The organism is Pseudomonas sp. IT-93MI4 (assembly GCF_949767635.1).
Lineage (GTDB): Bacteria > Pseudomonadota > Gammaproteobacteria > Pseudomonadales > Pseudomonadaceae > Aquipseudomonas > Aquipseudomonas putida_A.
Genome location: NZ_CATKPP010000058.1, coordinates 240,023 through 264,312, shown reverse-complemented (window position 1 = coordinate 264,312; position 24,290 = coordinate 240,023). Strand labels below are relative to the sequence as shown.

At 62.4% G+C, this 24,290-nt stretch carries 22 protein-coding genes and 1 pseudogene; 13 read left to right on the top strand and 10 right to left on the bottom strand.

What is annotated here, in order from left to right; all coding sequences use genetic code 11:
* Positions 1–17: 17 nt before the first annotated feature.
* Complete coding sequence (locus ACM6I7_RS27275; protein WP_414889603.1) at positions 18–1,223, bottom strand: MFS transporter; 1,206 nt, start codon at positions 1,221–1,223, stop codon at positions 18–20.
* Positions 1,224–1,551: 328 nt separating this feature from the next.
* Between ACM6I7_RS27275 and ACM6I7_RS27270 the strand changes: the two genes are divergently transcribed.
* On the top strand, positions 1,552–3,645 hold the full coding sequence (locus tag ACM6I7_RS27270) for a mechanosensitive ion channel family protein (protein WP_027612947.1): 2,094 nt from the start codon (positions 1,552–1,554) through the stop codon (positions 3,643–3,645).
* A 59-nt stretch (positions 3,646–3,704) separates the two neighbouring features.
* Here the strand turns inward: ACM6I7_RS27270 and ACM6I7_RS27265 are convergent.
* Positions 3,705–8,137: pseudogene (locus ACM6I7_RS27265) on the bottom strand (DEAD/DEAH box helicase).
* A 297-nt stretch (positions 8,138–8,434) separates the two neighbouring features.
* On the opposite strand from ACM6I7_RS27265, the gene ACM6I7_RS27260 reads away from it, so the two are divergent.
* Positions 8,435–9,319 (top strand): sugar nucleotide-binding protein, encoded by an 885-nt coding sequence (locus tag ACM6I7_RS27260; RefSeq protein WP_027612945.1) that lies wholly within the window; start codon positions 8,435–8,437, stop codon positions 9,317–9,319.
* Entirely contained in the window at positions 9,312–10,241 is a 930-nt protein-coding gene (locus ACM6I7_RS27255; protein ID WP_139055389.1) for an NAD-dependent epimerase/dehydratase family protein, read from the top strand. Before ACM6I7_RS27260 ends, ACM6I7_RS27255 begins: the two co-directional genes overlap by 8 nt.
* Positions 10,242–10,424: 183 nt before the next feature.
* Here ACM6I7_RS27255 and ACM6I7_RS27250 read toward each other — a convergent pair whose 3' ends face one another.
* From ACM6I7_RS27250 to ACM6I7_RS27230, 5 genes are all read right to left on the bottom strand, one after another.
* Entirely contained in the window at positions 10,425–11,123 is a 699-nt protein-coding gene (locus tag ACM6I7_RS27250) for an OmpW/AlkL family protein (RefSeq protein WP_027612943.1), read from the bottom strand.
* 224 nt (positions 11,124–11,347) lie between these two features.
* Positions 11,348–11,866: a DUF3299 domain-containing protein gene (locus ACM6I7_RS27245; RefSeq protein ID WP_003228673.1), complete on the bottom strand. Its 519-nt coding sequence runs from the start codon at positions 11,864–11,866 to the stop codon at positions 11,348–11,350.
* Between the two features lie 11 nt (positions 11,867–11,877).
* The gene (locus ACM6I7_RS27240; RefSeq protein WP_007966122.1) at positions 11,878–13,143 is read right to left on the bottom strand and encodes an ABC transporter permease; all 1,266 of its coding nucleotides are present in this window, start codon (positions 13,141–13,143) and stop codon (positions 11,878–11,880) included.
* Between the two features lies 1 nt (position 13,144).
* On the bottom strand, positions 13,145–13,855 hold the full coding sequence (locus ACM6I7_RS27235; protein ID WP_003228669.1) for an ABC transporter ATP-binding protein: 711 nt from the start codon (positions 13,853–13,855) through the stop codon (positions 13,145–13,147).
* A gap of 138 nt (positions 13,856–13,993) precedes the next feature.
* Complete coding sequence (locus ACM6I7_RS27230; protein WP_098965832.1) at positions 13,994–14,596, bottom strand: DUF2796 domain-containing protein; 603 nt, start codon at positions 14,594–14,596, stop codon at positions 13,994–13,996.
* 135 nt (positions 14,597–14,731) lie between these two features.
* Here ACM6I7_RS27230 and ACM6I7_RS27225 point away from each other — a divergent pair, with 135 nt between their 5' ends.
* Positions 14,732–15,091, top strand: coding sequence for a hypothetical protein (locus tag ACM6I7_RS27225; protein WP_115988796.1), 360 nt, complete (start codon positions 14,732–14,734; stop codon positions 15,089–15,091).
* A gap of 4 nt (positions 15,092–15,095) precedes the next feature.
* Here ACM6I7_RS27225 and trxA read toward each other — a convergent pair whose 3' ends face one another.
* The 3 genes from trxA to ACM6I7_RS27210 form a co-directional block, all read right to left on the bottom strand.
* Positions 15,096–15,968 carry a thioredoxin gene (trxA, locus tag ACM6I7_RS27220; protein WP_096796332.1) on the bottom strand — a complete coding sequence of 291 codons (873 nt, stop codon included), beginning with the start codon at positions 15,966–15,968 and terminating at the stop codon, positions 15,096–15,098.
* 170 nt (positions 15,969–16,138) lie between these two features.
* A complete protein-coding gene (locus ACM6I7_RS27215; protein WP_414889602.1) occupies positions 16,139–16,795 on the bottom strand; it encodes a class I SAM-dependent methyltransferase in 657 nt (218 codons plus the stop codon).
* Positions 16,792–17,256, bottom strand: a complete 465-nt coding sequence (locus tag ACM6I7_RS27210) for a YbaY family lipoprotein (RefSeq protein WP_098965824.1) — start codon at positions 17,254–17,256, stop codon at positions 16,792–16,794. The genes ACM6I7_RS27215 and ACM6I7_RS27210 overlap by 4 nt, the downstream gene beginning before the upstream one ends.
* Positions 17,257–17,383: 127 nt before the next feature.
* Between ACM6I7_RS27210 and nrdR the strand changes: the two genes are divergently transcribed.
* The 9 genes from nrdR to ACM6I7_RS27165 all read left to right on the top strand — a co-directional run bounded on the left by nrdR (position 17,384) and on the right by ACM6I7_RS27165 (position 24,261).
* Positions 17,384–17,848 carry a transcriptional regulator NrdR gene (nrdR, locus tag ACM6I7_RS27205; RefSeq protein ID WP_003228656.1) on the top strand — a complete coding sequence of 155 codons (465 nt, stop codon included), beginning with the start codon at positions 17,384–17,386 and terminating at the stop codon, positions 17,846–17,848.
* Positions 17,845–18,978 (top strand): bifunctional diaminohydroxyphosphoribosylaminopyrimidine deaminase/5-amino-6-(5-phosphoribosylamino)uracil reductase RibD, encoded by a 1,134-nt coding sequence (gene ribD, locus ACM6I7_RS27200; RefSeq protein ID WP_414889601.1) that lies wholly within the window; start codon positions 17,845–17,847, stop codon positions 18,976–18,978. The genes nrdR and ribD overlap by 4 nt, the downstream gene beginning before the upstream one ends.
* 47 nt (positions 18,979–19,025) lie before the next feature.
* Complete coding sequence (locus ACM6I7_RS27195; RefSeq protein WP_103367225.1) at positions 19,026–19,688, top strand: riboflavin synthase; 663 nt, start codon at positions 19,026–19,028, stop codon at positions 19,686–19,688.
* A gap of 16 nt (positions 19,689–19,704) precedes the next feature.
* Positions 19,705–20,796 carry a bifunctional 3,4-dihydroxy-2-butanone-4-phosphate synthase/GTP cyclohydrolase II gene (gene ribBA / locus ACM6I7_RS27190; protein ID WP_007966103.1) on the top strand — a complete coding sequence of 364 codons (1,092 nt, stop codon included), beginning with the start codon at positions 19,705–19,707 and terminating at the stop codon, positions 20,794–20,796.
* A gap of 236 nt (positions 20,797–21,032) precedes the next feature.
* Complete coding sequence (ribE, locus tag ACM6I7_RS27185; RefSeq protein WP_003228649.1) at positions 21,033–21,509, top strand: 6,7-dimethyl-8-ribityllumazine synthase; 477 nt, start codon at positions 21,033–21,035, stop codon at positions 21,507–21,509.
* The gene (gene nusB / locus ACM6I7_RS27180) at positions 21,506–22,006 is read left to right on the top strand and encodes a transcription antitermination factor NusB (RefSeq protein WP_003228643.1); all 501 of its coding nucleotides are present in this window, start codon (positions 21,506–21,508) and stop codon (positions 22,004–22,006) included. Before ribE ends, nusB begins: the two co-directional genes overlap by 4 nt.
* A 17-nt stretch (positions 22,007–22,023) precedes the next feature.
* Positions 22,024–22,989, top strand: coding sequence for a thiamine-phosphate kinase (gene thiL / locus ACM6I7_RS27175; RefSeq protein ID WP_414889600.1), 966 nt, complete (start codon positions 22,024–22,026; stop codon positions 22,987–22,989).
* Positions 22,986–23,489 (top strand): phosphatidylglycerophosphatase A, encoded by a 504-nt coding sequence (locus ACM6I7_RS27170; protein ID WP_007910933.1) that lies wholly within the window; start codon positions 22,986–22,988, stop codon positions 23,487–23,489. The genes thiL and ACM6I7_RS27170 overlap by 4 nt, the downstream gene beginning before the upstream one ends.
* Before the next feature lie 34 nt (positions 23,490–23,523).
* Positions 23,524–24,261 (top strand): substrate-binding periplasmic protein, encoded by a 738-nt coding sequence (locus ACM6I7_RS27165; protein WP_414889599.1) that lies wholly within the window; start codon positions 23,524–23,526, stop codon positions 24,259–24,261.
* The last annotated feature ends 29 nt before the right edge of the window (positions 24,262–24,290 follow it).

Here is a 24,290-nt window from a genome sequence, read left to right as displayed (position 1 = left end):
CCCTCCCACAGGGTTACTCAGTGGCCCGTGAATACTCGGCCTTGAGCCGGTTCGGCATAGGCCGGACCGAGCCGATCCAGTCGACCGCTCCATGCGGTGAGTGCCAGCGCCACCAGCACCACCAGACCACCGATCCACGCCGTATGAATCAGGCCCAGATGTTCGACGATCAACCCGCCGCCCCACGCCCCACCGGCAATCCCGAGGTTGAACGCAGCAATGTTCAGCCCGGATGCCACGTCCACTGCCCGCGGTGTGTGATGTTCAGCCTGACGCACCACATACACCTGCAACCCCGGCACGTTGCCAAACGCCACCGCGCCCCACACCAGCACTGTCGCCAACGCCAGCCATGGATTGGCGGCGGTGAAGGTCAGTACGAACAGCACCGCCGCCAGCAGGGCGAAGATGATTTTCAGGGCGCTGATCGGCCCACGCTTGTCCGCCAGTTTGCCGCCCCAGATATTGCCGACCGCCACCGACACGCCGTATACCAGCAACACCAGGCTGACGGTGCCGGCGCTGAAACCGGAGAGGTCCTGCAGGATCGGCGCGAGGAAGGTGAAGGCGATGAACGAGCCGCCGTAACCGATCGCGGTCATGCCGTACACCAGCAGCAGACGCGGTTGTTTCAGCACTTGCAGTTGCTGCAGCAAGGACGCCGGTTTGCTGTGGGCGATGTTGTTCGGCACATACAGCAGGCTGCCGATGAAGGCGATCACACCCAACGCCGAGACGGCGAGAAAGGTTTCGCGCCAGCCGAAATGCTGACCAATGAAGGTGCCCAGCGGCACGCCGGTGACCAACGCCACGGTGAGGCCGGTGAACATTATGGCAATCGCGCTGGCAGCTTTTTCCTTGGGCACCAGGCTGGTGGCGATGGTCGAGCCGATGGAGAAGAACACCCCGTGCGCCAGACCCGTGACGATCCGCGCCAGCACCAGCGATTCATAACTCGGCGCCAGCCAGGCCAGCAGGTTGCCGAGGGTGAACAACACCATCAGCGACAGCAGCAACAATTTGCGCGGGACTTTGCCGGTGAGGGCGGTCAGCACCGGCGCGCCAATGGCGACGCCCAGTGCATACAGACTGACCAGCAGCCCGGCGGACGGCAGGCTGACGCCGAGATCGGCGCCGATGGTGGGCAACAGGCCAACGATGACGAACTCGGTCGTCCCGATGGCGAATGCGCTGAGGGTCAGCGCGAGCAAGGCAATGGGCATGACAGCACTCCGGTAGAGGTTTGAATGGAGCGCAGTGTCGGGGTTTGTGTTGTGCGGAAAAATACAGGGTTGGGCATTTGATATTTGCTGCTGGCGCAAATATCCACGGAGTGCTGTGAATTCTGTGGTGAGGGGATTTATCCCCGATGGGTTGCGAAGCAACCCCAAACGGTTCCAAAGGGTGTGAAAGCAGATGTCTACGACTGCTGCGCAGCCGATCGGGGATGAATCCCCTCACCACAGGGGGAAGGTCATTGACCCAAAAACCGAACTTGTCCGCCATTCACCGATCAGTTCCTTACAGGTTCAGCCAAGAGGGATCGGAGTTTTGATCAAGTTCAGGATCGCCATTCTGCTGGGAGCGCTACTGTTTCTCGGCGCCAGCGAACTCGAAGCCGCCACGCTGCCGGGTGTTCCGGCCGCTGCTGAAGAACCGGCCAAACCCGAGCCGATTGTGCAGGGTGGTCTGCTCGGCGCGATCAGTTCGAGCATCGACGACGTGCAGGACAAACTCGATCTCAATGAACATCTGGTCGACGCCTGGCGTCTGCGTGCCGACCGTGCGGCGGACGAAGTCGACAGACTGGTCAACCAGCCGTCGAACCGCTCCGGCTGGAGCGTCGCCGGGGATTTCCTGATGTTGTCCAGCGTGTGGCTTGGCGCCTTTGCGTTGCTCACGGTGCTCGGCAGCCTGCTGGCCAAGCGGCTGAGTCAGGGTCGTTGGCTGCGCACCCGCCAGCGCAGTCAGGATCTGGCGGGTTACCTGCTGCCGTACACCGTGCCGGCGCTGATCTGCCTGCCGCTGACGCTGTACGTCAGCCACTTTCTGCAAGCCTCGGTGGGTCGGGCGCTGGCGTTGTGTCTGGCGTATGCCACCAGCAGCGGGATTTTCTCCACCTCGATGCTGTTGTGCGTGGTGGTGATGTTCAACGTCGGCCACAAACGACCGGCCGCGCGGATTATCCGCGACTACTGCCCGAAACCGCTGTTCCTGATCGGCTTTCTCGCCGCCCTCAGTGATGCGTTGACCAGCCCACAGATCGCCCGTCAGTTGGGCGGCAATATCACCAGCAGCGTTGCGGTGTTCACCGGACTGATCGCCTCGATCATCTTTGGTCTGCTGGTGATTCGCCTGCGTCGGCCAGTGGCGCATCTGATTCGTAATCGACCGCTGGCGCAACGTTTGAAACAGCCGTCGCTGCAGGAGTCGCTGCGGATTTTTTCCGGGCTCTGGTACTGGCCGATTGTGTTGATGGTGCTGGTTTCGGCGGTGAATCTGATTGGTATCGGCGAAGACAATCAGAAGGCCCTGCGCTGTGCGCTGTTCACCACGGTGCTGCTGATCGGCACGGTGTTCCTCAGCACCATCCTCCAGCACCTGTTCAAGTCGCGAAAGGCCGAAGCGATCCAGCGCAGCAGCGCCTACAAGGAACGCTTTCTCAGCCTGTTGCACGCGTTGCTGCGGATCGTTATTGCGATTGCCTTCATCGATATTCTCGGGCGGATCTGGGGCGTTTCACTGCTCGATTTCGCCCAGAGCAGCACGATCGGCCGGGCGATCAGTAATGCGTTGAGTAGCATCGGCCTGATCTTCCTCGTCACCTGGCTGCTGTGGGTGGTGCTCGACACGGCGATTCAAGAAGCGCTGAAACCGCCGGTGAGCAAACGCTCGTCGCGCCAGCCCAGCACCCGGGTGAAAACCATCCTGCCGCTGCTGCGCAATGCGATCAAAATCATCCTGGTGGTGATCTGCGCGATCACCACCATGGCCAACCTCGGCATCAACGTTGCGCCACTGCTGGCCGGTGCCGGGGTGGTCGGTCTGGCCATCGGTTTCGGTTCGCAGCAACTGGTGCAGGACGTGATCACCGGGCTGTTCATCATCATCGAAGACACCCTGTCGATCGGCGACTGGGTGGTGCTTGATTCCGGGCATGCCGGCACCGTCGAAGGCCTGACCATTCGCACCCTGCGCCTGCGTGACGGCAAGGGCTTCGTGCACTCGGTGCCGTTCGGCCAGATCAAGGCAGTGACCAACCAATCACGGCAGTTCGCCTATGCATTTTTCTCGGTGCAGTTCACTTACGACACCGATGTCGACAAGGCCATCGAGCTGATCCGCGAGACTGGTGATTCGATCCGTGAAGACCCGTTCCTCAAGTACAACCTGCAGGGGCCGCTGGATGTGTTCGGGGTGGACCGGATGGACTTGAACGGCGTGGTGCTGACCGCACAATTCCGTACCGTGTCGGGCGGGCAGTATGCAGTGAGCCGGGCGTTCAACCAGCGTTTGAAAAAGCTTGTGGATAACAGTCCTGACGTGCATTTCGCGCAGACTTATCCACAGCAGGTCTTGTTGCCCAAGCGGCAGGGTGAGGGGGAGTTGGTGGCGAGCGAGGCGCCACAGGAATCGCGGACCTAAGGCGGGTTTCTGGATAGGGCTACTGGCCCTTTCGCGAGCAGGCGTCAGTTCAGCTCACATCAATGCCGGATCAGCTTGCTCCGCACCTGCTCCATGACCACCTGATCCAGTTCACTCCAGAAAACCTGCTTGCCGGCAATCTCCGCCGCCACCGGCAAGCCATCCCGATACACCAACCGATTACTCACCAACGCTGGCACCTTCGCTCCCGGCAGCAATGTCCCCGCCAGGTTCAATGGATCCACCCCGCACACCGCGATCAAACTGCCGTCATGCGCTCGCCGCCGAACCTCCCGCAACAACGGAATCGCCTCGGGCAAGGCAAACTGTTCCCCCGCCAGCCCACTGACAAAGCGCCCGCCACGAATCTCGCCACGGGCCTCCAGCCGATGAAACGTGCGCAGCAATTCGCGCCAGCTCGGCAGCCAGTCCGCTTCGCGCTCCAGCAGACGCCAGAACACCACACCGTAGCGGCGCAGCAACGTCATGGCGACATGTTCGAGGGTTTCGGGTGACGCCATCTGGCCGCTTTCCAACGGTGGCCCGCGCCGCAACAACGCCCAGCGCCCGGCATCGTCCATGCCACCGACAAACGCCCCGCGCCCGCGTCGACTGCTGCGTTGCTGGCGCTTGCTCGCCGGGGTGATCAGGGCGCGTAAACCGGCGAAGCTGTCGGCTTTACCAGGCCGGCGCCGACCAGTTCCTGCAAGGCGATTTCCAGCTCGGTGCGCAGCAGATGCGCCTCGTGAATCAACTCATCGAAAAACAGCGCGCCGTGCTGACTCAGCGCTTCGTAGACCTTTTGCGCTTTCGGCGACAGTTCGCTGACCGGCGTTTGCTCGGCCAATGCACTCCACAACCCGACCTGACTGCGCGGCAGCAGCACAATCGGCGTACTGCGCAACGCCGTGCCGCTGACTTTCTGCCGGGCGCTGAGGCGCGTCCAAACCAGTTTGCCGTTGCGGCACAGGTCATCCAGCCAGCTCGGCGAATAGTCTTTCAGGCGCGCCGGGAGAATGTCGCTGTCCCACGCGGAGGCCGCTGCCGGGTAACCTTCGAACTGGCCGACAATCGCCGGCAACACCGCGCTGCCCTGAGCGCGCGTAGCGGAGGACAGATGCTGCCAGTCGAACAGAAAACGCATGAAATCCTGCAGAGCCACCGGCTCGATTTCCCGGCGCAAACGCTTGACCGTGTAGCGATGAATGCGCGCCAGCAGATGCCGTTCGCACCATTCCTCAACCGTCGCGCCCGGGGTGAATTTACCGCGCAGCACGTAGCCTTCGCGCTCCAGTTGCGCGAGGGCCTGATTGACCTGCGGTATCGGCAACACGAGTGGTTCGGCAATGGCGGCTAACGGCAGCGGGCCAAATGCGCCCAGTCGCGCGCGGAGCACTTCGACCAGCGCTTCCTCTAACGTCCAAGGTTCGTTGAAACCGGGCAAGGCCTCTTGCTGCGGTTGCAGCGTGGCCTGTGGATAAAGCGCCAACAGGCAGGTCAGGCGTTCTCGCGCCAGCCACAACGAGCCAGGCTGTGGATGTGTAGTGACTGTGAGGCCGTCTTCGCGAGCAGGCTCGCTCCCACAGTTGACAGTGTTCCAACTGGCGGAACGCGGTTGAATGTGGGAGCGAGCCTGCTCGCGAAGCTTTTCTTTTGCCGTTACTGGCGGAACGGCCAAGCGGCAGGCGCGACCGCTCGCAGTCAGCGCGTCAAGCCATTCGCGCCAGTGTTCGCCAGCCTGAACTTCAAGGTCGCTGATGCAGGCAAGGCTCATCAGCGCCTCGTGCATTTCATCGACGTTGGCCGGCGTCGGCCACGCTTCTTCACGTACCGCGTTAATGGCGTCTGCGTCCAGCGCACCGAGATCATCAGTGGACTGCGGATCGCTCCAGCGCCGGTTGATCACCGCTTGGGTGCGGCGTTCTTCCAGCGGCGCATCGTCGAGAAAGCTGTACGGCCGCGCGCTGAGAATTTCTGCCGCCAGCGGTGACGGTGCCGGCAGATCGCGGCTGATCAATCGCACCTCGCCGCGCTCCATGCGCCGCAGCAGGTTGAGCCAGCCGTCGCTGTCCATGGCCTCGTGCAGGCAGTCGTCGAGGGTTTGTTCCACCAGCGGATGTTCAGGGACTTCCCGCTCGCCGGCGAGGTTTTCCAGGCAGGCAATCTGATCGGGGAACACGCTGGCAATCAGGTCTTCGCTTTTCATCCGCTGCAACTGCGGCGCGACTTTGCGCCCGCCGGTAAAACGCGGCAGCGCCAACGCCACCCCGGCATTCCAGCGCCAGCGCACACCGAACAATGGCGCGTCGAGAATTGCCTGAATCAGGATGTGCTCGGCGCTGTTGCTGTGCAGGTACCGCCAGACATCATCCAGTTCGAAACTGTGGCTGGTGGACAGCGACAGGACGATCGCGTCTTCGCTGGCGGCAGCCTGCAATTCGAAGTTGAAGGTGCGGCAGAAACGCTTGCGCAGGGCGAGGCCCCAGGCGCGGTTGATGCGGCTGCCGAACGGTGAATGGATGATCAACTGGGTGCCGCCGGACTCGTCGAAAAACCGTTCCATCAACAGCGTGTCCTGCGAGGGCAGGGCGCCGAGGGTCAGGCGAGCGCGGGCGAGATAGTCCACCAGTTGTTCGGCGCTGGCGCGGTTCAGGCCGAGGGTTGCGGTCAGCCAAACGAGCGCCGGTTGCAGATCGCCGGGGCTGGCGCCGAGCAACAGGTCGAGAGTCGCTTGCAGCCGCGCCACCGCCGCAGACAATTCATCGCTGCGCCCCGGGGCTTCGCCGAGCCAGAACGGAATGGTCGGCGGCTGGCCCTGAGCATCCTCGACCCGCACCTTGCCGGTTTCAACCCGCAGGATTCGGTAGGAGGTGTTGCCGAGCTGGAACACATCACCCGCGATACTTTCCACGGCAAAGTCTTCATTGACGCTGCCGATGCTCAGGCCTTGCGGTTCGAGCAGCACGCTGTAGTCGGCATTATCGGGGATGGTGCCGCCGCTGGTCACGGCGGTCAGTTGCGCGCCACGGCGGCCACGCAGGGTGCGGCTGACCGCATCGCGGTGCAGGTAGGCGCTGCGGATGCCCTGACGACCGTTGTAGCCTTCGGCGAGCATCGTCAGCAGCGCCTGATAGTGTTTTTCGTCGAGATCGCGGTAGGGCGAGGCTTTGCGAAACAGCGCCAGCAGCGCGTCTTCCGCCCATTCCCGGCAACTGACTTCGGCGATGATCTGCTGCGCCAGCACATCCAGCGGCGCTTGGGGGATGTGCAGGGTGTCGAGTTCGCCACGGCGCACGCAGTCGAGCAGGGCGGCGCACTCGATCAGGTCGTCGCGAGTAGTGGCGAACAAGCGGCCTTTGGGCGTACCGCCGACCTGGTGCCCGGAGCGCCCGACTCTTTGCAGAAACCCGGCAATCGAGCGCGGCGAGGCGATCTGACAGACCAGATCGACTTCGCCGATATCGATGCCCAATTCCAGCGAAGCCGTGGCGATCAGCACTTGCAGTTCGCCACGCTTGAGCCGCTGTTCGGCGTCGAGGCGGAATTCTTTGGCCAGGCTGCCGTGATGCGCGGCCACCGCGTGTTTGCCCAGCCGTTCGCTGAGGTGTCGGCTAAGGCGTTCGGCCAGGCGCCGGGTGTTGACGAAAATCAGCGTGGTGCGGTGTTCGCGGGCCAGTTCGGCGAGCCGGTCATAAACCAGTTCCCAGACGTCGTTAGCCATCACTGCCGACAACGGCACCGGCGGCACCTCGATGCCCAGATCCCGTGGCCGGGCGTGGCCGATGTCGATGATTTCGCAGGGGCGATCGGTGCCTACCAGAAACCGTGCCACGGCATCGATCGGCTTTTGCGTGGCGGACAAGCCGATGCGGGTCAAGGGTTCGGCACACAGCGCCTGCAGGCGTTCGAGGCTCAGCGCCAGATGACTGCCGCGTTTGCCAGCAGCGATGGCGTGGATCTCGTCGATGATCACCGTGCGCGTGCTGCCGAGCATTTTGCGTCCGGACTCGGAGCCAAGCAGCACGTACAGCGATTCCGGAGTGGTCACCAAGATGTGCGGCGCACTTTTGCGCATGGCGACGCGGTCTTTTTGCGGGGTGTCGCCGGTGCGCACCGCCGTGGTGATCTGCAGTTCGGGCAGGCCCGTCTGGCGCAACTGCTCGGTGATTCCGGCCAGCGGAGTTTGCAGGTTGATGCGGATGTCATTGGACAACGCCTTGAGCGGCGAAACGTAGACCACCAGAGTTTCGTCTGGCAGGCCTTCGGGATTTTCCAGGCCACGGTGGACGAGGTCGTCAAGCACGGCGAGGAATGCAGTGAGGGTTTTGCCGGAGCCGGTGGGCGCGGCGATCAGCGTCGAGCGGCGCTGGCGGATCAACGGCCATGCGCGGGCCTGGGCGGCGGTGACCGTCGGGAACGTCTCGCAGAACCAGGCGCTGACGGCGGGGTGAAAGCCTGCCAGGGCGGCGTCCTTGGGGATGGGCAGATTCATGGCTCAAGTTATGCGGGTGGGGGCGGCAAGATGCAAGTACCGCTGGGATCTTCAGCGTTTGGCCGGGCCTCTTCGCGAGCAAGCCCGCTCCCACAGGGGAATGCGGTCAACTGTGGGAGCGGGCTTGCTCGCGAAGAGGCCTGCTGCAACGCCACAAATGCCAGGGATCTACACTTTACGGGTGACGGTTGCGCACTAAACCCGCAAAATGCAACGATTCCGGCAATTATCGACGACGGGTGTCACCAGCACCGTCGCTAAAGCCATCGTTCCAATCAGACTGGGCCTGCTGACTCTATGCGAATGCGCCTTATGTTACTGGGCGGCGGAAATGCCCTTGGGCAGGCGCTGATTCGCCTCGGTGCGGAAGAAGACATCGGTTTCCTCGCCCCCCGCCCGCCAGAAGACGGCTGGGATGCCGCGAGCCTGACGCAACTGCTCGACGATACCCGTCCGGATGCGTTGATCAACCTCGCCTACTATTTCGACTGGTTCCAGGCCGAGACCGTCAGCGAAAGCCGTCTGGCCGGGCAGGAACGCGCCATCGAACGGCTGGCCGAGCTGTGCCAGCACCACAACATCATCCTCGTGCAGCCTTCCAGCTATCGGGTGTTCGACGGTTCGCGGGCGACCGCCTACAGCGAAAAGGACGAGCCGGTGCCGTTGGGCCTGCGCGGTCAGGCGCTGTGGCGCATCGAGCAAAGTGTTCGCGCCACTTGCCCGCAACACGTGTTGCTGCGCTTCGGCTGGCTGCTCGATGACAGCCCTGAAGGTACCCTCGGGCGCTTCCTCGCCCGCGCCGAACAACCGGACGAATTGCTCATGGCCGATGACCGCCGGGGCAATCCGACCCCGGTGGATGACGCGGCACGGGTGATCATTTCGGTGCTCAAGCAACTCGATTGCGCAGCGCCGCTGTGGGGCACTTACCATTACGCCGGCCACGAAGCGACCACCCCGCTGGCGCTCGGGCAGGCGATTCTGACCGAGGCGCGCAGCCTGCATCAGCTGGCAATCGAAGCGCCGACCGCTCAGGCGCATGCCGCGCGGCCGGACGCCGCCGAGGAACCGCAACACGCGGTACTCGCCTGCAAGAAAATTCTGCACACTTTCGGGATCAAGCCCCGCGCCTGGCGCGCCGCGCTCCCCGCTTTACTGGATAGGTTCTATCGTCATGGCTAAACGCCCAGTTTTAATCACCGGCGGTGCCGGTTTCATCGGCTCCCACCTTACAGACGCCTTGCTTGCCAAGGGACACTCGGTGCGGATTCTGGACGATCTGTCGACCGGCAAACGCGCCAACCTTCCACTGGACAACTCCAGGGTTGAGCTGCTGGTGGGTGATGTTGCCGATGCGGCGCTGGTCGCGCAGGCAATGCAAGGTTGCAGTGCTGTTGCGCATCTGGCCGCAGTGGCTTCGGTGCAGGCATCTGTGGATGACCCCGTGAAAACACACCAGAGTAACTTCATCGGTACCCTGAATGTCTGCGAGGCCATGCGCCAGGCCGGGGTCAAGCGTGTGGTGTACGCTTCCAGCGCAGCGGTGTACGGCAACAACGGTGAGGGTGAGTCGATTGACGAAGACACTCCGAAAGCCCCACTGACGCCCTACGCTTCGGATAAGTTGGCAGGAGAGTACTATTTCGACTTCTACCGTCGGCAGCATGACCTGGAACCGGTGATCTTTCGCTTCTTCAACATCTTTGGTCCACGCCAGGATCCATCCTCGCCGTACTCCGGTGTCATCAGCATCTTCAGCGAACGCGCCCAGAAGGGCCTACCGATCACCGTGTTCGGCGATGGCGAGCAGACGCGTGATTTCTTGTACGTCGAGGATCTGGTGTATCTGCTGGCGCAAGCCATCGATAAACCGCAAGTAGAGGTCGGCGCGGTGAATGTCGGCTGGAATCAGTCGACCAATCTCAAGCAGATGCTTGCCGAACTGGAACAGATTGTTGGTGAGCTACCACCTGTCAGCTACGGTCCGGCCCGCTCGGGAGACATCCGTCACTCACGGGCGAACAACCGTCGTTTGCTGGAGCGTTTCACACTGCCGGCGCAAACTTCGATGAGTGTCGGGTTGGCCCGCTTGCTCGGAAGGTGAGTTTGGGGCAGACATGAAAAAGGCGCCTTTTTACAGGCGCCTTTTTCACGGCCGGAATTTGTCGCTAATCCTGTGGCGAGGGGATTTATCCCCGATCGATCACGAAGTGATCGTCGTCAGTTCTAAGCCTGCTCACCCAAAGCCTCATTCACCACCACGTGAACGTTCCTGGTTGAATCTGCCTTAGAACTTGTAGCCCAGACCCACCATGTACACAAACGGATCGACATCAACATTGACCTTGGCACGGGTGCCCGGTGCCACGGCGTTATTCTCGACGGTGGCGCGGGTGTCGATGTCGATGTAGCGCACCTGGGCGTTGAGCATGATGTTGTCGGTCAGCATGTAGTCAGCGCCGACCTGCCAGGCCAGGCCCCAGGAGTTTTTCGCCTTGAAGTTGCTGAAGCCGTTGGACTGGGCTTCGCTGCCGACGTGCTCGTCGTAGATCCAGGTGTAGTTGATGCCGCCGCCGATGTAGGGCTGGAACGGCGATTTCGCATCCAGCGGGTAGTACACGACGCTGAGGGTGGGCGGCAGGTGTTTCAGGGTGCCGAGTTTGCCGTTGGCGGCTGGCAGCGCAGTGCCTTTGATTTTTACGTCATGCTCGAACGGCGAGGCGGCCAGCAACTCGATACCGATGTTGTTGGTCAGCATGTAGGCGAAGTTCAGACCCAGTTGGGTGTCGCTGCTCATGGTCGCCTTGCCGCCCAGGTTGGTGCCGCTCAACGGACCCTGATCGACCTTGACATTGGAGCTGTCGGCCTTCGGGTTGACGGTGATCGCACCGGCGCGAACGATGATGTCGCCGGCTTCGTGAGCGTGGGCGAGCGGGGCTGCGAGCGCGAGGGCAAACAGCGAGGCGCTGAGCAAGGACTTGTTCATGGGGGCTCCAAAAGGACGTTAAAAGTTTCTGATGTCCTATGGTATGAAGCCAACTGATACGGTCTTTTGACTCAGCTCAATGAAACAGTGATGCCGCGGTTTTTTGTGGAACCTTGGCCGGCCCCATCGCGAGCAAGCCCGCTCCCACTTTGGAACGCGGTCACCTGTGGGAGCGGGCTTGCTCGCGAAGAGGCCGGATCAAACAATACAAAAACTACCGGGATTCACTCCGGCAGCTCATACACATAAATCTTGTCAGCCGCCATCTGATACCCGGCATCGGCCAGTTCGCTGGTGGACGCCTTGACCTGCAACGGTCCCTCGACCCAGTACGGCTGATACAGCTCGTCGAGCTTCACGCCCAGCTCGCTTTTCACATGCACGATCTGGTTCGACGGCGGTGGCGGCACATGGATGCAGGCGCCGAAGTACGGCACCAGCAGGAAGTCGGTGGTGCGTCCCTCTTCGTTGACTTCCAGCGGCACGATGTAGCCCGGCAGGCGGATGTTCTGCCCATCGAGACTCTGCACTACCGGTGCATTGGGCATGTCCTGTTTGGCGGCTGGCGCCGACTCGGCGGACAGCGCATCACTCATCTTCGACATGTCGTGCAACGGCGTCATGTTCGGCACTTCCGGCGCGGCGTCCGGCGGGATCATCTCCGACCAGGTCAGGTCTTTCGGCGCCGCTGCCCACACAGGCAGGGCAACCAGCAACAGCAGCGCAAGCACGGCGCGGGGCATGGTGAACATCCTCATAAACGGATCGACAGGCCATCGGCCAGGGATTGGCGATACGCGCGCCAGGCCGGCACGCTGCCCATCAGCAGCGCGGCTGCCAGAATGCCACCGAGCAGCGTCCATTCATACTCGCTCGGCCACGCCAGTGGCAGATACAAACCGTAATTGGCCTGCACATAACCCTGCGCGGCGGCGATGCCGATGTACAGCAATGCCAGTCCGGCGATTACGCCGGTCAGCGCCAGGGCAAAGGCTTCCAGCACCAGCAGGCTCGCGATGTGCCACGGCCGCGCACCGACCGAACGCAGAATCGCCATCTCGCGGCGGCGCTCGTTGAGGCTGGTGAGAATCGCCGTGAGCATGCCGATCAACCCGGTCAGCACCACGAACAGCGAGACCACGAACAGCGCCTTTTCAGCGGTGCTCATCAGGCTCCACAACTCCTGCAAGGCCACGCCCGGCAGGATCGCCAGCATCGGCTCGCCACGGAACTCATTGATCTCGCGTTGCAGGGCGAAGGTGGAAATCTTGCTGTTGAGGCCGAGCATGAACGCGGTGATCGCCTGCGGCGTCAGGTCCATGTTGCGTGCCTGATCTGCGGTGATCCGGCCGTTGCCCCGGGCCGGCACCCCGTTGTGCCAGTCGATGTGAATCGCCTCCATGCCGCCGAGGCTGATGTGCAGCGTGCGATCCACCGGGGTACCCGTGCGCTTGAGAATGCCGACCACGGTGAATGGCTTGTCGTCGTGTTTGACCAGACTGATAGCCGCCACACCATGGGCCAGCACCAGTTGGTCGCCGAGCTTGTAATGTAGCGCTTCGGCGACTTCGGCGCCGAGCACCACTTCGAACGGATCGGTGGCAAACGCCCGGCCGTCAGCCAGTTGCAGATGCTGCTGGCGCCCGTACTGGTAATGCTCGAAATAGGCTTCGGTGGTGCCCATCACCCGATAGCCGCGATGGGAGTCGCCGAGGGACATCGGGATCGCCCATTTCACTTTCGGGTTGCTGGCGAAATGTTCGAAGCTGTCCCAACGGATGTTGTTGGTCGCGTTACCGATGCGGAACACCGAGTACAACAGCAGGTTCACCGAACCGGAGCGGGCGCCGACGATCAGGTCAGTGCCGCTGATGGTGCTGGCGAAACTGGCCTTGGCCTCGGTGCGCACGCGCTCGACGGCAAGTAACAGGCACACCGACAGAGCAATGGCGAACGCGGTGAGCAGGGCGGTAAAGCGGCGGTTGGCCAGGCTGGCCATGGCCAGACGAAACAGATACATCTCAGACCTCGGCAGACGTGGCGGCGCGATTGAGCTCGGCCAGGGACAGGTGGCGGTCGAACAGCGGCGCCAGGCTCTGGTCGTGGCTGACGAACAACAGGCTCGATCCGGCTTCGCGGCATTCGGCGAACAGCAGACGGATAAAGTTTTCCCGGGCGTCGTAATCCAGCGCCGAGGTCGGTTCGTCGGCGATCACCAGTTCGGGTTGGCCGATCAACGCGCGAGCGGCGGCGACCCGTTGCTGCTGACCGATCGACAGCGAATCGGCGCGACGACCGAGGATGCTTTCATCTTTCAGGCCCAAGTGGGCGAGCAGGGTGGCGGCGGCCTGATCGACGCTGCCGTGACGCTGTTTCGCCCGCTCGGCACGCAATCTGGAGAAGTGGCACGGCAACTCGACGTTCTCGCGTACCGAAAGAAACGGCAGCAGGTTGAACTGCTGGAAGATGTAGCCAGTGTGATCGACGCGAAAGCGGTCGCGGGCGCCGGCACCCAGCTCGGTCAGTTCCTGGCCGAGCAGGCGAATGCTGCCGCGCCCGGGTTTCTGCACGCCACCGAGCAGGCCGAGCAGGGTGGTCTTGCCACTCCCGCTGGGGCCTTTGAGGAACAGGGTTTCGCCCGGTTCCAGGCGAAACGCCGGGATGTCCAGCAGCGGCGGGTGACCGGGCCAGTTGAAGCCCAGGTCGGACAGTTCGATGAGTGCTTGGGTCATGGCACCAGTTTCATGGAGTGAACACATAACCCTGTGGGAGCGGGCTTGCTCGCGAACGCGGTGGATCAGCCAAATCCATGTTGACTGACACACCGCATTCGCGAGCAAGCCCGCTCCCACAGGGGATTATCGGTGTGATCAGAAATTCAAGGCAGCCGCCTTGGCCGTCACTTCGGTACCCTGCTGGCCGCTCGGGCCGATCAGTTGTACCTGAATTTTCTGAGTGGCCGGGAAGGTATTGAAGACGTTCGCCAGATCCAGCGTCTTCAAGGCACCTGGTGCAGCGCAACTGAATTGGTAGTGTGCGTGGATTTCGCTGTGATCGTGGTGATGCGCTTCACCACCCTTGGCATCTTCGTCGTGGTCATCATCGTCATGCTCGTCGGCAGCCGGTTTGTCGCCGAACAGCGGGCTTTCCAGTTCCTGGCTGGTGACCTTGCAACCGGCGGCGGCTGGCAGGCTGAACAGCGCCAGCGGGTTTTCCAGTTTGGTGCGCGCGGCCACGACTTTGGCTTTGTCGGCGTCGCTGGCGGCGGCGTGTTCGAAGCCCACCAGGTTCATCGCCGGGCTTTCCAGTTCCAGCTCCAGGGTCTGGCCGTCGAGTGCGGCGTTCAAGCGGCCGACGCCATGTTCGTGGGCGCCGAGGCTGCCGTGCTCATGGTCATGATCGTGCTCATCGGCGGCATGGGCGATGGCCAGCGGCAACAGGGCAAACGGCAAAGCGAGCAGCAGACGACGCATGGCGGTCTCCGGAAAATAAAGTGAAGAGTTTGTTATGTAATCTTATAACGAAAGTTCGCAGAGTTTGCCCGTGCGCTTGGCGTTGCACAAGTCCCGTGGGAGCATGCAGGTCAGAAATGTGCAGGAGCGAAGCAGATGTTGCGGATACGCGGAACCGTCGGCGCGACGCCGGTGGATTTGACGGTGGAGCTGGATGACAGTGATTGGGTGAAGCTCGGCGCAGCCCTTGGCGCGCAGCCGCAGGGTGATCAGCCTGAAGCGGCATTGAGCACGCCGGCAGTGAAGCCACTGAACCAGGACGATGCGTTGTGGCAGGTCGCGCAGGATCTGTTGCGCAAGGCCGGGCAACTCAGCGGGCCAGATCTTCTGGAGCAGCTTGAGGGATTGACCGGCAGCGCGGCCGCAGGCAAACGCCTGCTGGTGCGCTTGCGCCACAGTTCACAGGTGAAAGTGGCGAGCGGCGGCGATACGCCGCTCTACAGCTGGGTCGAGTGAGCGCTTAGTACAGCGCAGCGAAGACCTTGCGCCGGTAAGCGGTCACCAGCGGATGATCGTTGCCCAGCAGTTCGAACACCTGCAGCAACGTCTTGTGCGGCAACCCTTCGCCGTAGCTACGGTTACGGATGAACAGTTTGAGCAACGCCTCCAGCGCCGCTTCGTATTGCTGACGCGCCAGTTGCTGGATCGCCAGTTGATACACCGCTTCGTCGTCTTGCGGATCTTTGGCCAGACGCGCCTTGAGGTCGGCAGCATCCGGCAGATCACGGGCAAGTCCCAGGAACTTGATCTGCGCCTTGGCCCCGGCCAGTGCAGCCTTGTGCTCATCGCTCTTGACCGCGTCGAGCACGGTTTGCGCTTCGCCCAGTTCGCCGCGCTCGGTCAGGCAGCGGGCGTAGAGGATCAGCGCCTTGGCGTTGCTGTTGTCTTCGGTGAGCATGACCACCAGCGCCGCTTCCGCGTCAGCGAAACGCCCTTCATCGAACAGCGCCTGCGCCTGTTCGAACGGATCGGCAGCGGCCGGCGGCGGCATTTGCACATGCGGCTCAAGCAACGCGCGCACTGCGGATTCCGGTTGCGCACCGGCAAAACCGTCCACCGGTTGACCGTCCTTGAACAGCACCACGGTTGGCAGGCTGCGGATGCCGAAGCGGGCGACGATGTCCTGTTCGATGTCGCAGTTGACCTTGGCCAGCAGCAGTTCGCCCTGATAGCTCTCGGCAATGCCTTGCAGCATCGGCATCAACGCCTTGCACGGCGCACACCACTCGGCCCAGAAATCCACCAGCACCGGTTTGTTGAAGGAGGCTTCGATCACCGACTGGTCGAAATCGGCAGTCGTGGCGTCGAAGATGTACGGCGTTTGCTGACTCATGGGGAATCTCGTAAAAGCGTGGATGGGGCAACTATACGGCTTGGCGGGGTGTGGCCGGAAGCGGTCAGTCTTTGAGAGGTGTGTTGCCTGCCAGAATGCTTTCGCGAGCAGGCTCGCTCCCACATTTGGAATGCGTTACCCCTGTGGGAGCGAGCCTGCTCGCGAAGCTTTTAGTCACGCCGGGCATGGTAAAGACTCACATGTCTGAACTCTTCCGGCTCCGCCAGATCCGGCAAGGTCATCGCCTCAAGCATTTCGATTCGCTCATACAACGGATGGCGAAAATCCCGGACCCGTGAATCCGCCACCAGCGCCTCGCGGCCACGGCTGAGAAACGCATCGAGCAGCGGCAGGTTCTCGCGGTCGTAGAGCACGTCCGCCACCAGAATCAGATCGAAGCGATCGGCCTCGGCAAAGAAGTCCGTCGAATAACTCATCTGCACATCATTGAGTTCAGCGTTGGCCCGGCACGCGGCAATTGCCAGCGGATCAAGATCACAGGCAACCACCTCCAACGCCCCGGCCTTCACCGCAGCAATCGCGGCGATCCCGGAACCGGCGCCGAAATCCAGCACCCGCTTGCCGCGCACCCACTCGGGGAACTCCGCGAGATAGCGCGCCACCGCCAGGCCGCTGGCCCAGCAGAAACTCCAATAGGGCGGCTCGTGAAGGATGCGCCGGGTTTCGTCCGGGCTGAATTCACGATCCATGTTCTCGCCGTCGATCAGCCACAGCTGCAAATCGGTGCCCGGTAAAGGACAGGCCTTGAGCCGCGCATCACCGAGCAATTCACCCAACGCCTGTTGCAGGTCGAGCGGCACGGTCATGGTGCTTTGACAAATTGCAGCTGGCCCAGCGCCTGGGTGGTCGGCTGGGTAATGGTTTGCGACGGCAGGTGCAGGATCAACTGGCCGGACTGCGTGGCACGACCGCGCAGCTCAACCCGTGCGCCAGCCGGAAATGACTCCGGATTGAAGCGCAGGCGAAACGGCAGAATCTGGTTGTTGCCGATCAGGCTGGAACTGGCGAGCAGTTGTTGCGGGCGCGACTTTTCATCGATCACCAGCAGCGCCAGTTCGACTTCGGCCCCGGCCGGCACGCCTTGCAGGGTGCCGCTCAGTTCCCGTTGATAGGCCGGCAGCGGACCAAGATCAGCGGCCTCGCGGGCTTTTTTCTGCGCCTGTTGTGGTGCAGGTCCCGGTGTTGGCGGTTGCGGTTTGGGCTTGTCGCTGCCGCAGGCCACCAGCAGGGCGAAAAGACTGAGCAAAACGAGCGGTCGTAGCGACATTGGCAGCTCCAGAAAATGAAATCCGTGGATCAAACGATCATGGCAGTCTGTATACCGCAAACCCTATGGCTTGTCTTGCCACCGGGATGCGCTACCATGGCCCTCCCTTTTTTTGTTGCCAGCCACCATGCACTGTCCCTTCTGCGGTGCCAACGACACCAAGGTCATCGACTCGCGTCTGGTCGCCGAGGGCGAACAGGTGCGCCGCCGGCGTGAATGCCTGGCCTGCGGCGAACGTTTCACGACATTCGAGACGGCCGAACTGGTGTTGCCGCGCCTGATCAAAACCGACGGCAGCCGCCAACCGTTCGACGAAGAAAAACTCCGCGCCGGCATGCAACGCGCGCTGGAGAAACGTCCGGTGAGCGTCGAGCGTCTCGAATCCTCTCTGGTTCACATCAAGCACAAGCTGCGCGCCACCGGCGAGCGCGAGGTCAAATCCCTCGTGGTCGGCGAACTGGTGATGGCCGAGCTGCAAAAGCTCGATGAAGTGGCCTACATCCGTTTCGCTTCGGTATACCGGCGCTTCCAGGACCTCAACGAGTTCCGTGAAGAGATCGACCGCCTCGCCCGCGAACCGGTGAAAGAATGACCCGCGCCGCCGAGCAGGCGATCCTCGACGCCCACTTCATGGCGCGCGCGCTGGAACTGGCGCGCAAGGGCCACTACACCACCCATCCCAATCCACGGGTTGGCTGCGTGATCGTGCGTGACGGGCAGATTGTCGGCGAAGGCTTTCACGAGCGCGCCGGCGAACCCCACGCCGAGGTCCACGCCCTGCGCGCTGCCGGTGAACTGGCCCGGGGCGCCACGGCTTACGTGACCCTTGAGCCGTGCAGCCACCATGGCCGCACACCGCCGTGCGCCGATGCGTTGGTGACTGCCGGGGTTGCTCGGGTGGTCGCCGCGATGCGCGATCCGAACCCACAGGTCGCCGGGCGTGGCTTGCAGCGTCTGGCTGATGCCGGGATCGCCACCGAAAGCGGCGTGCTGGAAGCCGAGGCGCGCCAGCTCAATCAAGGTTTCCTGAAACGCATGGAACATGGCTTGCCGTTCGTGCGGGTCAAGTTGGCGATGAGTCTCGACGGTCGCACGGCGATGGAAAGTGGCGAGAGCCAGTGGATCACCGGGCCGGCCGCGCGTTCCGCTGTGCAGCGTTTGCGCGCGCAGGCGGCCGTGGTGTTGACCGGCGCCGACACCGTACTGGCCGACGGCGCGCGCCTGACCGTGCGCGCCGACGAACTGGGTCTGGATGCCGAACAAACCGCACGGGCCATGAGCCGTCCGCCGCTGCGGGTGCTGATCGATGGGCGCCTGCGGGTGCCGCTGGATGCGCCGTTCTTCAAGGCCGGCCCGGCGCTGGTCGCCACCTGCATGGCGGTCGAAGAGCAATACGCCAATGGCCCGGAATGCCTGATCGTGCCGGGTGACGACGGTCAGGTCGATCTGCATCAGTTGCTCATCGAACTGGCCAACCGTGGCGTCAACGAAGTGCTGGTCGAGGCCGGCCCGCGTCTGGCTGGTGCATTCGCTCAGCTCGGTCTGGTCGACGAGTTCGTGATCTTCATCGCCGGCAAGTTCCTCGGCTCCACGGCGCGACCGTTGCTGGACTGGCCGCTGGCCTATATGAAGGACGCCCCCGAGCTGAAAATCACTGAAATTCGCGTGGTTGGCGATGACTGGCGAGTCACTGCGACGCCAGTCGTTTCGGCGAGCGTATAATTCCCGGCCATCGCCTTAGCGCTGGCTTCGTTCTCAAGGAGAACCCCATGTTTACCGGCATCATCGAATCCATCGGCAGTATCCGTGCACTGACCCCCAAGGGCGGTGATGTGCGGGTGCATGTCGAAACCGGCAAGCTCGACCTGAGCGACGTCAAACTCGGCGACAGCATCGCGGTCAACGGCGTGTGCCTGACGGCGGTTGAACTGCCGGGCAACGGTTTTGCCGCCGACGTCAGCCGCGAAACCCTCGACTGCACCGCCATGAATGACCTGAAAAGCGGCAGCCCGGTCAATCTGGAAAAAGCCCTGACCCCGACCACCCGTCTCGGCGGGCATCTGGTCAGCGGTCACGTCGACGGTGTCGGCGAAGTGGTGTCGCGCAGCGACAACGCTCGTGCGGTGGAATTTCGCATCCGCGCGCCGAAAGAACTGGCCAAGTACATCGCCCATAAAGGCTCGATCACCGTCGACGGCACCAGCCTGACCGTGAACGCGGTCGATGGCGCCGAATTCATGCTGACGATCATTCCGCACACCTTGAGCGAAACCATCATGGCTTCCTACAAGCCGGGCCGCCGGGTGAACCTGGAAGTCGATTTGCTGGCGCGTTATCTGGAGCGTTTGCTCCTCGGCGACAAGGCTGCTGAGCCAAGCGCTGGCGGTATTACTGAAAGCTTTCTGGCCGCCAACGGCTATCTCAAATCCTGACTGAAGGGGGTGCCTTGTGGCGCTCAATAGCATCGAAGAACTGGTTGAAGACATCCGCCAAGGCAAGATGGTCATCCTCATGGATGACGAAGACCGCGAGAACGAAGGCGACCTGATCATGGCCGCCGAATGCTGCAAGGCCGAGCACATCAACTTCATGGCCAAGCACGCCCGTGGCCTGATCTGCATGCCGATGAGCCGCGAGCGTTGCGAGCTGTTGAAGCTGCCACTGATGGCGCCACGCAACGGTTCCGGTTTCGGCACCAAGTTCACCGTATCGATCGAAGCCGCCGAAGGCGTCACCACCGGTATCTCCGCCGCCGACCGTGCGCGCACCGTGCAAGCGGCTGCGGCAAAAGACGCCAAGGCTGAAGACATCGTCAGCCCGGGCCACATCTTCCCGCTGATGGCCCAGGCCGGCGGCACCCTGGCGCGCGCTGGTCATACTGAAGCGGCCTGCGACCTGGCGCGTATGGCCGGTTTCGAACCAAGCGGCGTGATCTGCGAAGTGATGAACGACGACGGCACCATGTCCCGTCGCGCCGAACTGGAAGCGTTTGCCGCCGAACACAACATCAAGATCGGCACCATCGCCGACCTGATTCACTACCGGATGATCCACGAACGTACCGTTCAGCGGATTGCCGAGCAGCCGCTGGACAGCGAACTGGGCCAATTCAACCTGGTGACCTATCGTGATTCGGTGGAAGGCGACGTGCACATGGCCCTCACGCTGGGCACCGTTTGCGCCGAGGAACCGACCCTGGTTCGCGTGCACAACATGGATCCGCTGCGCGACCTGCTGATGGTCAAGCAACCGGGCCGCTGGAGCCTGCGCGCCGCGATGGCTGCGGTGGCCGAGGCCGGCAGCGGTGTGGTGCTGTTGCTCGGCCACCCGCTGGACGGCGATGTGTTGCTGGCGCATATCCGCGAAACCGCTGATCAGGCGGCGGTGAAAAAGCCGACCACTTACAGCATCGTCGGTGCCGGTTCGCAGATCCTGCGTGACCTCGGCGTGCGCAAAATGCGCCTGATGTCTGCGCCAATGAAATTTAATGCGATATCCGGTTTCGATCTGGAAGTTGTAGAATACGTGCCCTCCGAATAATGACCCGGTGAATTCGGCATTGTTGATGTAGATCCTTGTGGTGAGGGGATTCATCCCCGACGGGCTGCGTAGCGGCCCTATTTGGTTGGGACTGCTGCGCAGTCCATCGGGGATGAATCCCTTCGCCACAGGGGTGTAGTCGAACAGCAATGCGGTGTTTCCGGTCATGAATTTGTGGCTAATATCACTGAGGGATGCGTACGAAACGTGTCCCGGCTCTTTAAGAGATCTGACGAATGACCCTGAAGACCATCGAAGGTACCTTCATCGCCCCTAAAGGCCGCTACGCTCTGGTAGTGGGCCGTTTCAACAGCTTCGTGGTTGAAAGCCTGGTCAGCGGTGCAGTTGATGCCCTGGTTCGCCACGGCGTGAGCGAAAGCGACATCACCATCATCCGCGCGCCTGGCGCCTTCGAAATCCCGCTGGTTGCGCAGAAAGTCGCCCAGAAAGGCGAGTTCGCAGCCATCATCGCCCTCGGCGCGGTCATTCGTGGCGGCACTCCACACTTCGAATACGTGGCAGGCGAGTGCACCAAGGGTCTGGCCCAGGTGTCCATGGAGTTCGGCGTACCGGTCGCGTTCGGCGTCCTGACCGTTGATTCCATCGAGCAAGCCATCGAACGTTCCGGCACCAAGGCTGGCAACAAAGGTGCTGAAGCTGCCCTGTCCGCTCTGGAAATGGTCAGCCTGCTGGCGCAGTTGGAGGCCAAGTGATTAGCGACGATAGCGATCGTTTCAACCCGCGCGATCCGAAACCTGCGGATGCCGGCAAGCCATCGAAGAGCGTCAAGCGTCGCGAAGCCCGTCAGCTCGCGACTCAGGCCCTGTATCAGTGGCACATGGCCAAGGCTTCGCTGAACGAGATCGAAGCGCAGTTCCGCGTTGATAACGATTTCACCGATGTCGACGGCGCGTATTTCCGCGAAATCCTCCACGGGGTGCCGGCGAGCCGCACCGAAATCGACACCGCGCTCAAGCCGTGCCTGGACATCGAAATCGAAGAGCTGGACCCGGTTGAACTGGCGGTTCTGCGCCTGTCCACCTGGGAACTGCTCAAGCGCGTCGACGTGCCATACCGCGTGGTGATCAACGAAGGTATCGAGCTGGCGAAAGTCTTCGGTTCGACCGACGGCCACAAGTTCGTCAACGGCGTACTCGACAAGCTGGCTCCGCGCCTGCGTGAAGCTGAAGTGAAGGCGTTCAAGCGCTGATACGCGCTTGAGACCTCATGGGCGAGTTTGAGCTGATCCGCAATTTCTTCGCCGCCGCGCCTTGTGCGCAGGGCGGCGAGGGCGTTGCTCTGGGGATTGGCGACGACTGCGCCTTGCTGGCGGTTCCCCCCGGGGAACAGCTCGCGATTTCCACCGATACGCTGGTGGCCGGCGTGCATTTCGCCGATCCCTGCGATCCGTTTCTGCTCGGTCAGCGCTCGCTGGCCGTCGCGGTCAGCGATCTGGCCGCCATGGGCGCCACGCCCGTTGCCTTTACCCTTGCCCTGACTGTGCCGACGGTGACCGCCGATTGGCTGCAAGCCTATGCCCACGGTTTGAACCGCATGGCGCAGAGCTGCAGCATCGCGCTGGTCGGCGGCGACACCACGCGCGGGCCGTTGAGCCTGACGGTCACGGTGTTCGGTCGCGTTCCGGCCGGGCAGGCCTTGACCCGTAGCGGCGCACAACCGGGCGATCTGCTCTGTGTTGGCGGTGAGCTGGGCAATGCCGCCGGGGCTTTGCCGCTGGTGCTTGGCCAGCGCGAGGCCGAAGCAGGTATCGCTCAGCCGTTGCTCGATCATTACTGGTCGCCGCAACCGCAACTGGCGCTCGGTCAGGCCTTGCGTGGCAAGGCCACATCGGCCCTCGACATCTCTGACGGCCTGCTCGCCGATTGCGGGCATATCGCTCTGGCCTCGCAGGTTCGCCTCGAAGTTGAACGTGAGCGCGTACCGTTGTCCGATGCTTTAGTGGCTTTTCTCGGTCAGCGCGGCGCGGAACGGGCGGCGTTGAGCGGCGGCGATGACTATGTGCTGGCCTTCACGCTACCGTCCGTCGAGTTGCCGGCACTGCTGGCCGATGGCTGGCCGATCCATGTGATCGGGCGTGTGGCGCAGGGCCAGGGTGTGGTCCTGCTGGATCGCGAAGGACACGACATCACCCCGCAAATCCGGGGTTATCAACATTTTCAGGAGACACCGTGACAGATCACCCGAAACAGGTTCCGGCCGAATTCGTTCCGCCGTCGGTCTGGCGCAATCCCTGGCATTTCCTCGCGTTCGGCTTCGGCTCCGGCACCTTGCCGAAAGCGCCGGGCACGTGGGGTTCGTTAGTTGCGCTACCCTTTATCCCGTTGTGGCAGATGTTGCCCGACTGGGGTTACTGGCTGATGCTCGGAATCACCATGCTGTTCGGCTTCTGGCTGTGCGGCAAGGTCGCCGACGATCTGCGGGTGCACGACCACGAAGGCATCGTCTGGGACGAAATGGTCGGGATGTGGATCACCCTGTGGCTGGTGCCGGAAGGCTGGTACTGGTTGCTCGCGGGTTTTCTGGTGTTCCGCTTTTTCGACATTCTCAAGCCATGGCCGATCCGCTGGATCGACCGGCATGTCCACGGCGGCGTCGGCATCATGCTCGACGACGTGCTGGCCGGCGTATTCGCCTGGCTGGCAATGCAGGGACTGGTGTGGATTTTCGCCTGATCCGGATCGTCAGGGTTAAGTGAGGAAACTAGGGATGGCTCGACGCTGGTTGGCGCTTGTGATGTTTACCTTGCTGGGCACTGTCGCCAGTGCGCAGGAAGCTGCGCCGACGCCCGCGGTCATCCATCTGGCCAGCGAGGACTGGGAAGATTACACCGCCGCGGACGGTCATGGCCTGGGCTGGGACGTGCTGCGCAAGGTGTTCGAACCGGCCGGAGTGAAACTCGATATTCGCAGCGAACCGTACACTCGTTCAGTTGGGCTGGCCCAGCGTGGCGAGGTCGATGCTTGTGTCGGTTCTTATCATGAAGAATTCAGCGACCTGCTCTATCCGCGCTGGAATTTCGACACCGACCACATCTACGCCCTGGGCCTGGCAAGTAATCCAGCACCGACCCCAGAAACCCTCGGTCAATATCGGCTGGCCTGGGTTCGTGGTTACGACTATCAGAATTATCTGCCCGGCGTGCGCAACTTCAACGAGGTCGTGCGACGTACCGGGATCCTCTCGATGCTCACCCACAACCGCGCCGACTATTACATTGATGCTTTGACCGAAATCGATTACGTGCTTGGCCGGGCCAGGGAACCGACGCAGTTTCGCAAGACGCATATCGCCGAACTGCCGCTGTACCTGTGCTTCGCCAACACACCGCAATCGCGCACGTTGATGGCAGTGTTCGACCGACGCATGGAGCAGTTGGTGAAGAGCGGCGAGCTGAAGCCAATTTTCGAACAGTGGAAGCAGCCGTATCCATTCGAGTCGAAATGACAGGGCCGTCCCCCCTGTGGGAGCGGGCT

Excerpts from the sequence above, each read along its gene's own strand:
- ACM6I7_RS27275 (WP_414889603.1), bottom strand. The coding sequence starts at position 1,223 with ATGCCCATTGCCTTGCTCGCGCTGACCCTCAGCGCATTCGCCATCGGG.
- ACM6I7_RS27260 (WP_027612945.1), top strand. The coding sequence starts at position 8,435 with ATGCGAATGCGCCTTATGTTACTGGGCGGCGGAAATGCCCTTGGGCAG.
- ACM6I7_RS27255 (WP_139055389.1), top strand. The coding sequence starts at position 9,312 with ATGGCTAAACGCCCAGTTTTAATCACCGGCGGTGCCGGTTTCATCGGC.
- ACM6I7_RS27250 (WP_027612943.1), bottom strand. The coding sequence starts at position 11,123 with ATGAACAAGTCCTTGCTCAGCGCCTCGCTGTTTGCCCTCGCGCTCGCA.
- ACM6I7_RS27245 (WP_003228673.1), bottom strand. The coding sequence starts at position 11,866 with ATGCCCCGCGCCGTGCTTGCGCTGCTGTTGCTGGTTGCCCTGCCTGTG.
- ACM6I7_RS27240 (WP_007966122.1), bottom strand. The coding sequence starts at position 13,143 with ATGTATCTGTTTCGTCTGGCCATGGCCAGCCTGGCCAACCGCCGCTTT.
- ACM6I7_RS27235 (WP_003228669.1), bottom strand. The coding sequence starts at position 13,855 with ATGACCCAAGCACTCATCGAACTGTCCGACCTGGGCTTCAACTGGCCC.
- ACM6I7_RS27230 (WP_098965832.1), bottom strand. The coding sequence starts at position 14,596 with ATGCGTCGTCTGCTGCTCGCTTTGCCGTTTGCCCTGTTGCCGCTGGCC.
- ACM6I7_RS27225 (WP_115988796.1), top strand. The coding sequence starts at position 14,732 with ATGTTGCGGATACGCGGAACCGTCGGCGCGACGCCGGTGGATTTGACG.
- trxA (WP_096796332.1), bottom strand. The coding sequence starts at position 15,968 with ATGAGTCAGCAAACGCCGTACATCTTCGACGCCACGACTGCCGATTTC.
- ACM6I7_RS27215 (WP_414889602.1), bottom strand. The coding sequence starts at position 16,795 with ATGACCGTGCCGCTCGACCTGCAACAGGCGTTGGGTGAATTGCTCGGT.
- ACM6I7_RS27210 (WP_098965824.1), bottom strand. The coding sequence starts at position 17,256 with ATGTCGCTACGACCGCTCGTTTTGCTCAGTCTTTTCGCCCTGCTGGTG.
- nrdR (WP_003228656.1), top strand. The coding sequence starts at position 17,384 with ATGCACTGTCCCTTCTGCGGTGCCAACGACACCAAGGTCATCGACTCG.
- ribD (WP_414889601.1), top strand. The coding sequence starts at position 17,845 with ATGACCCGCGCCGCCGAGCAGGCGATCCTCGACGCCCACTTCATGGCG.
- ACM6I7_RS27195 (WP_103367225.1), top strand. The coding sequence starts at position 19,026 with ATGTTTACCGGCATCATCGAATCCATCGGCAGTATCCGTGCACTGACC.
- ribE (WP_003228649.1), top strand. The coding sequence starts at position 21,033 with ATGACCCTGAAGACCATCGAAGGTACCTTCATCGCCCCTAAAGGCCGC.
- thiL (WP_414889600.1), top strand. The coding sequence starts at position 22,024 with ATGGGCGAGTTTGAGCTGATCCGCAATTTCTTCGCCGCCGCGCCTTGT.
- ACM6I7_RS27165 (WP_414889599.1), top strand. The coding sequence starts at position 23,524 with ATGGCTCGACGCTGGTTGGCGCTTGTGATGTTTACCTTGCTGGGCACT.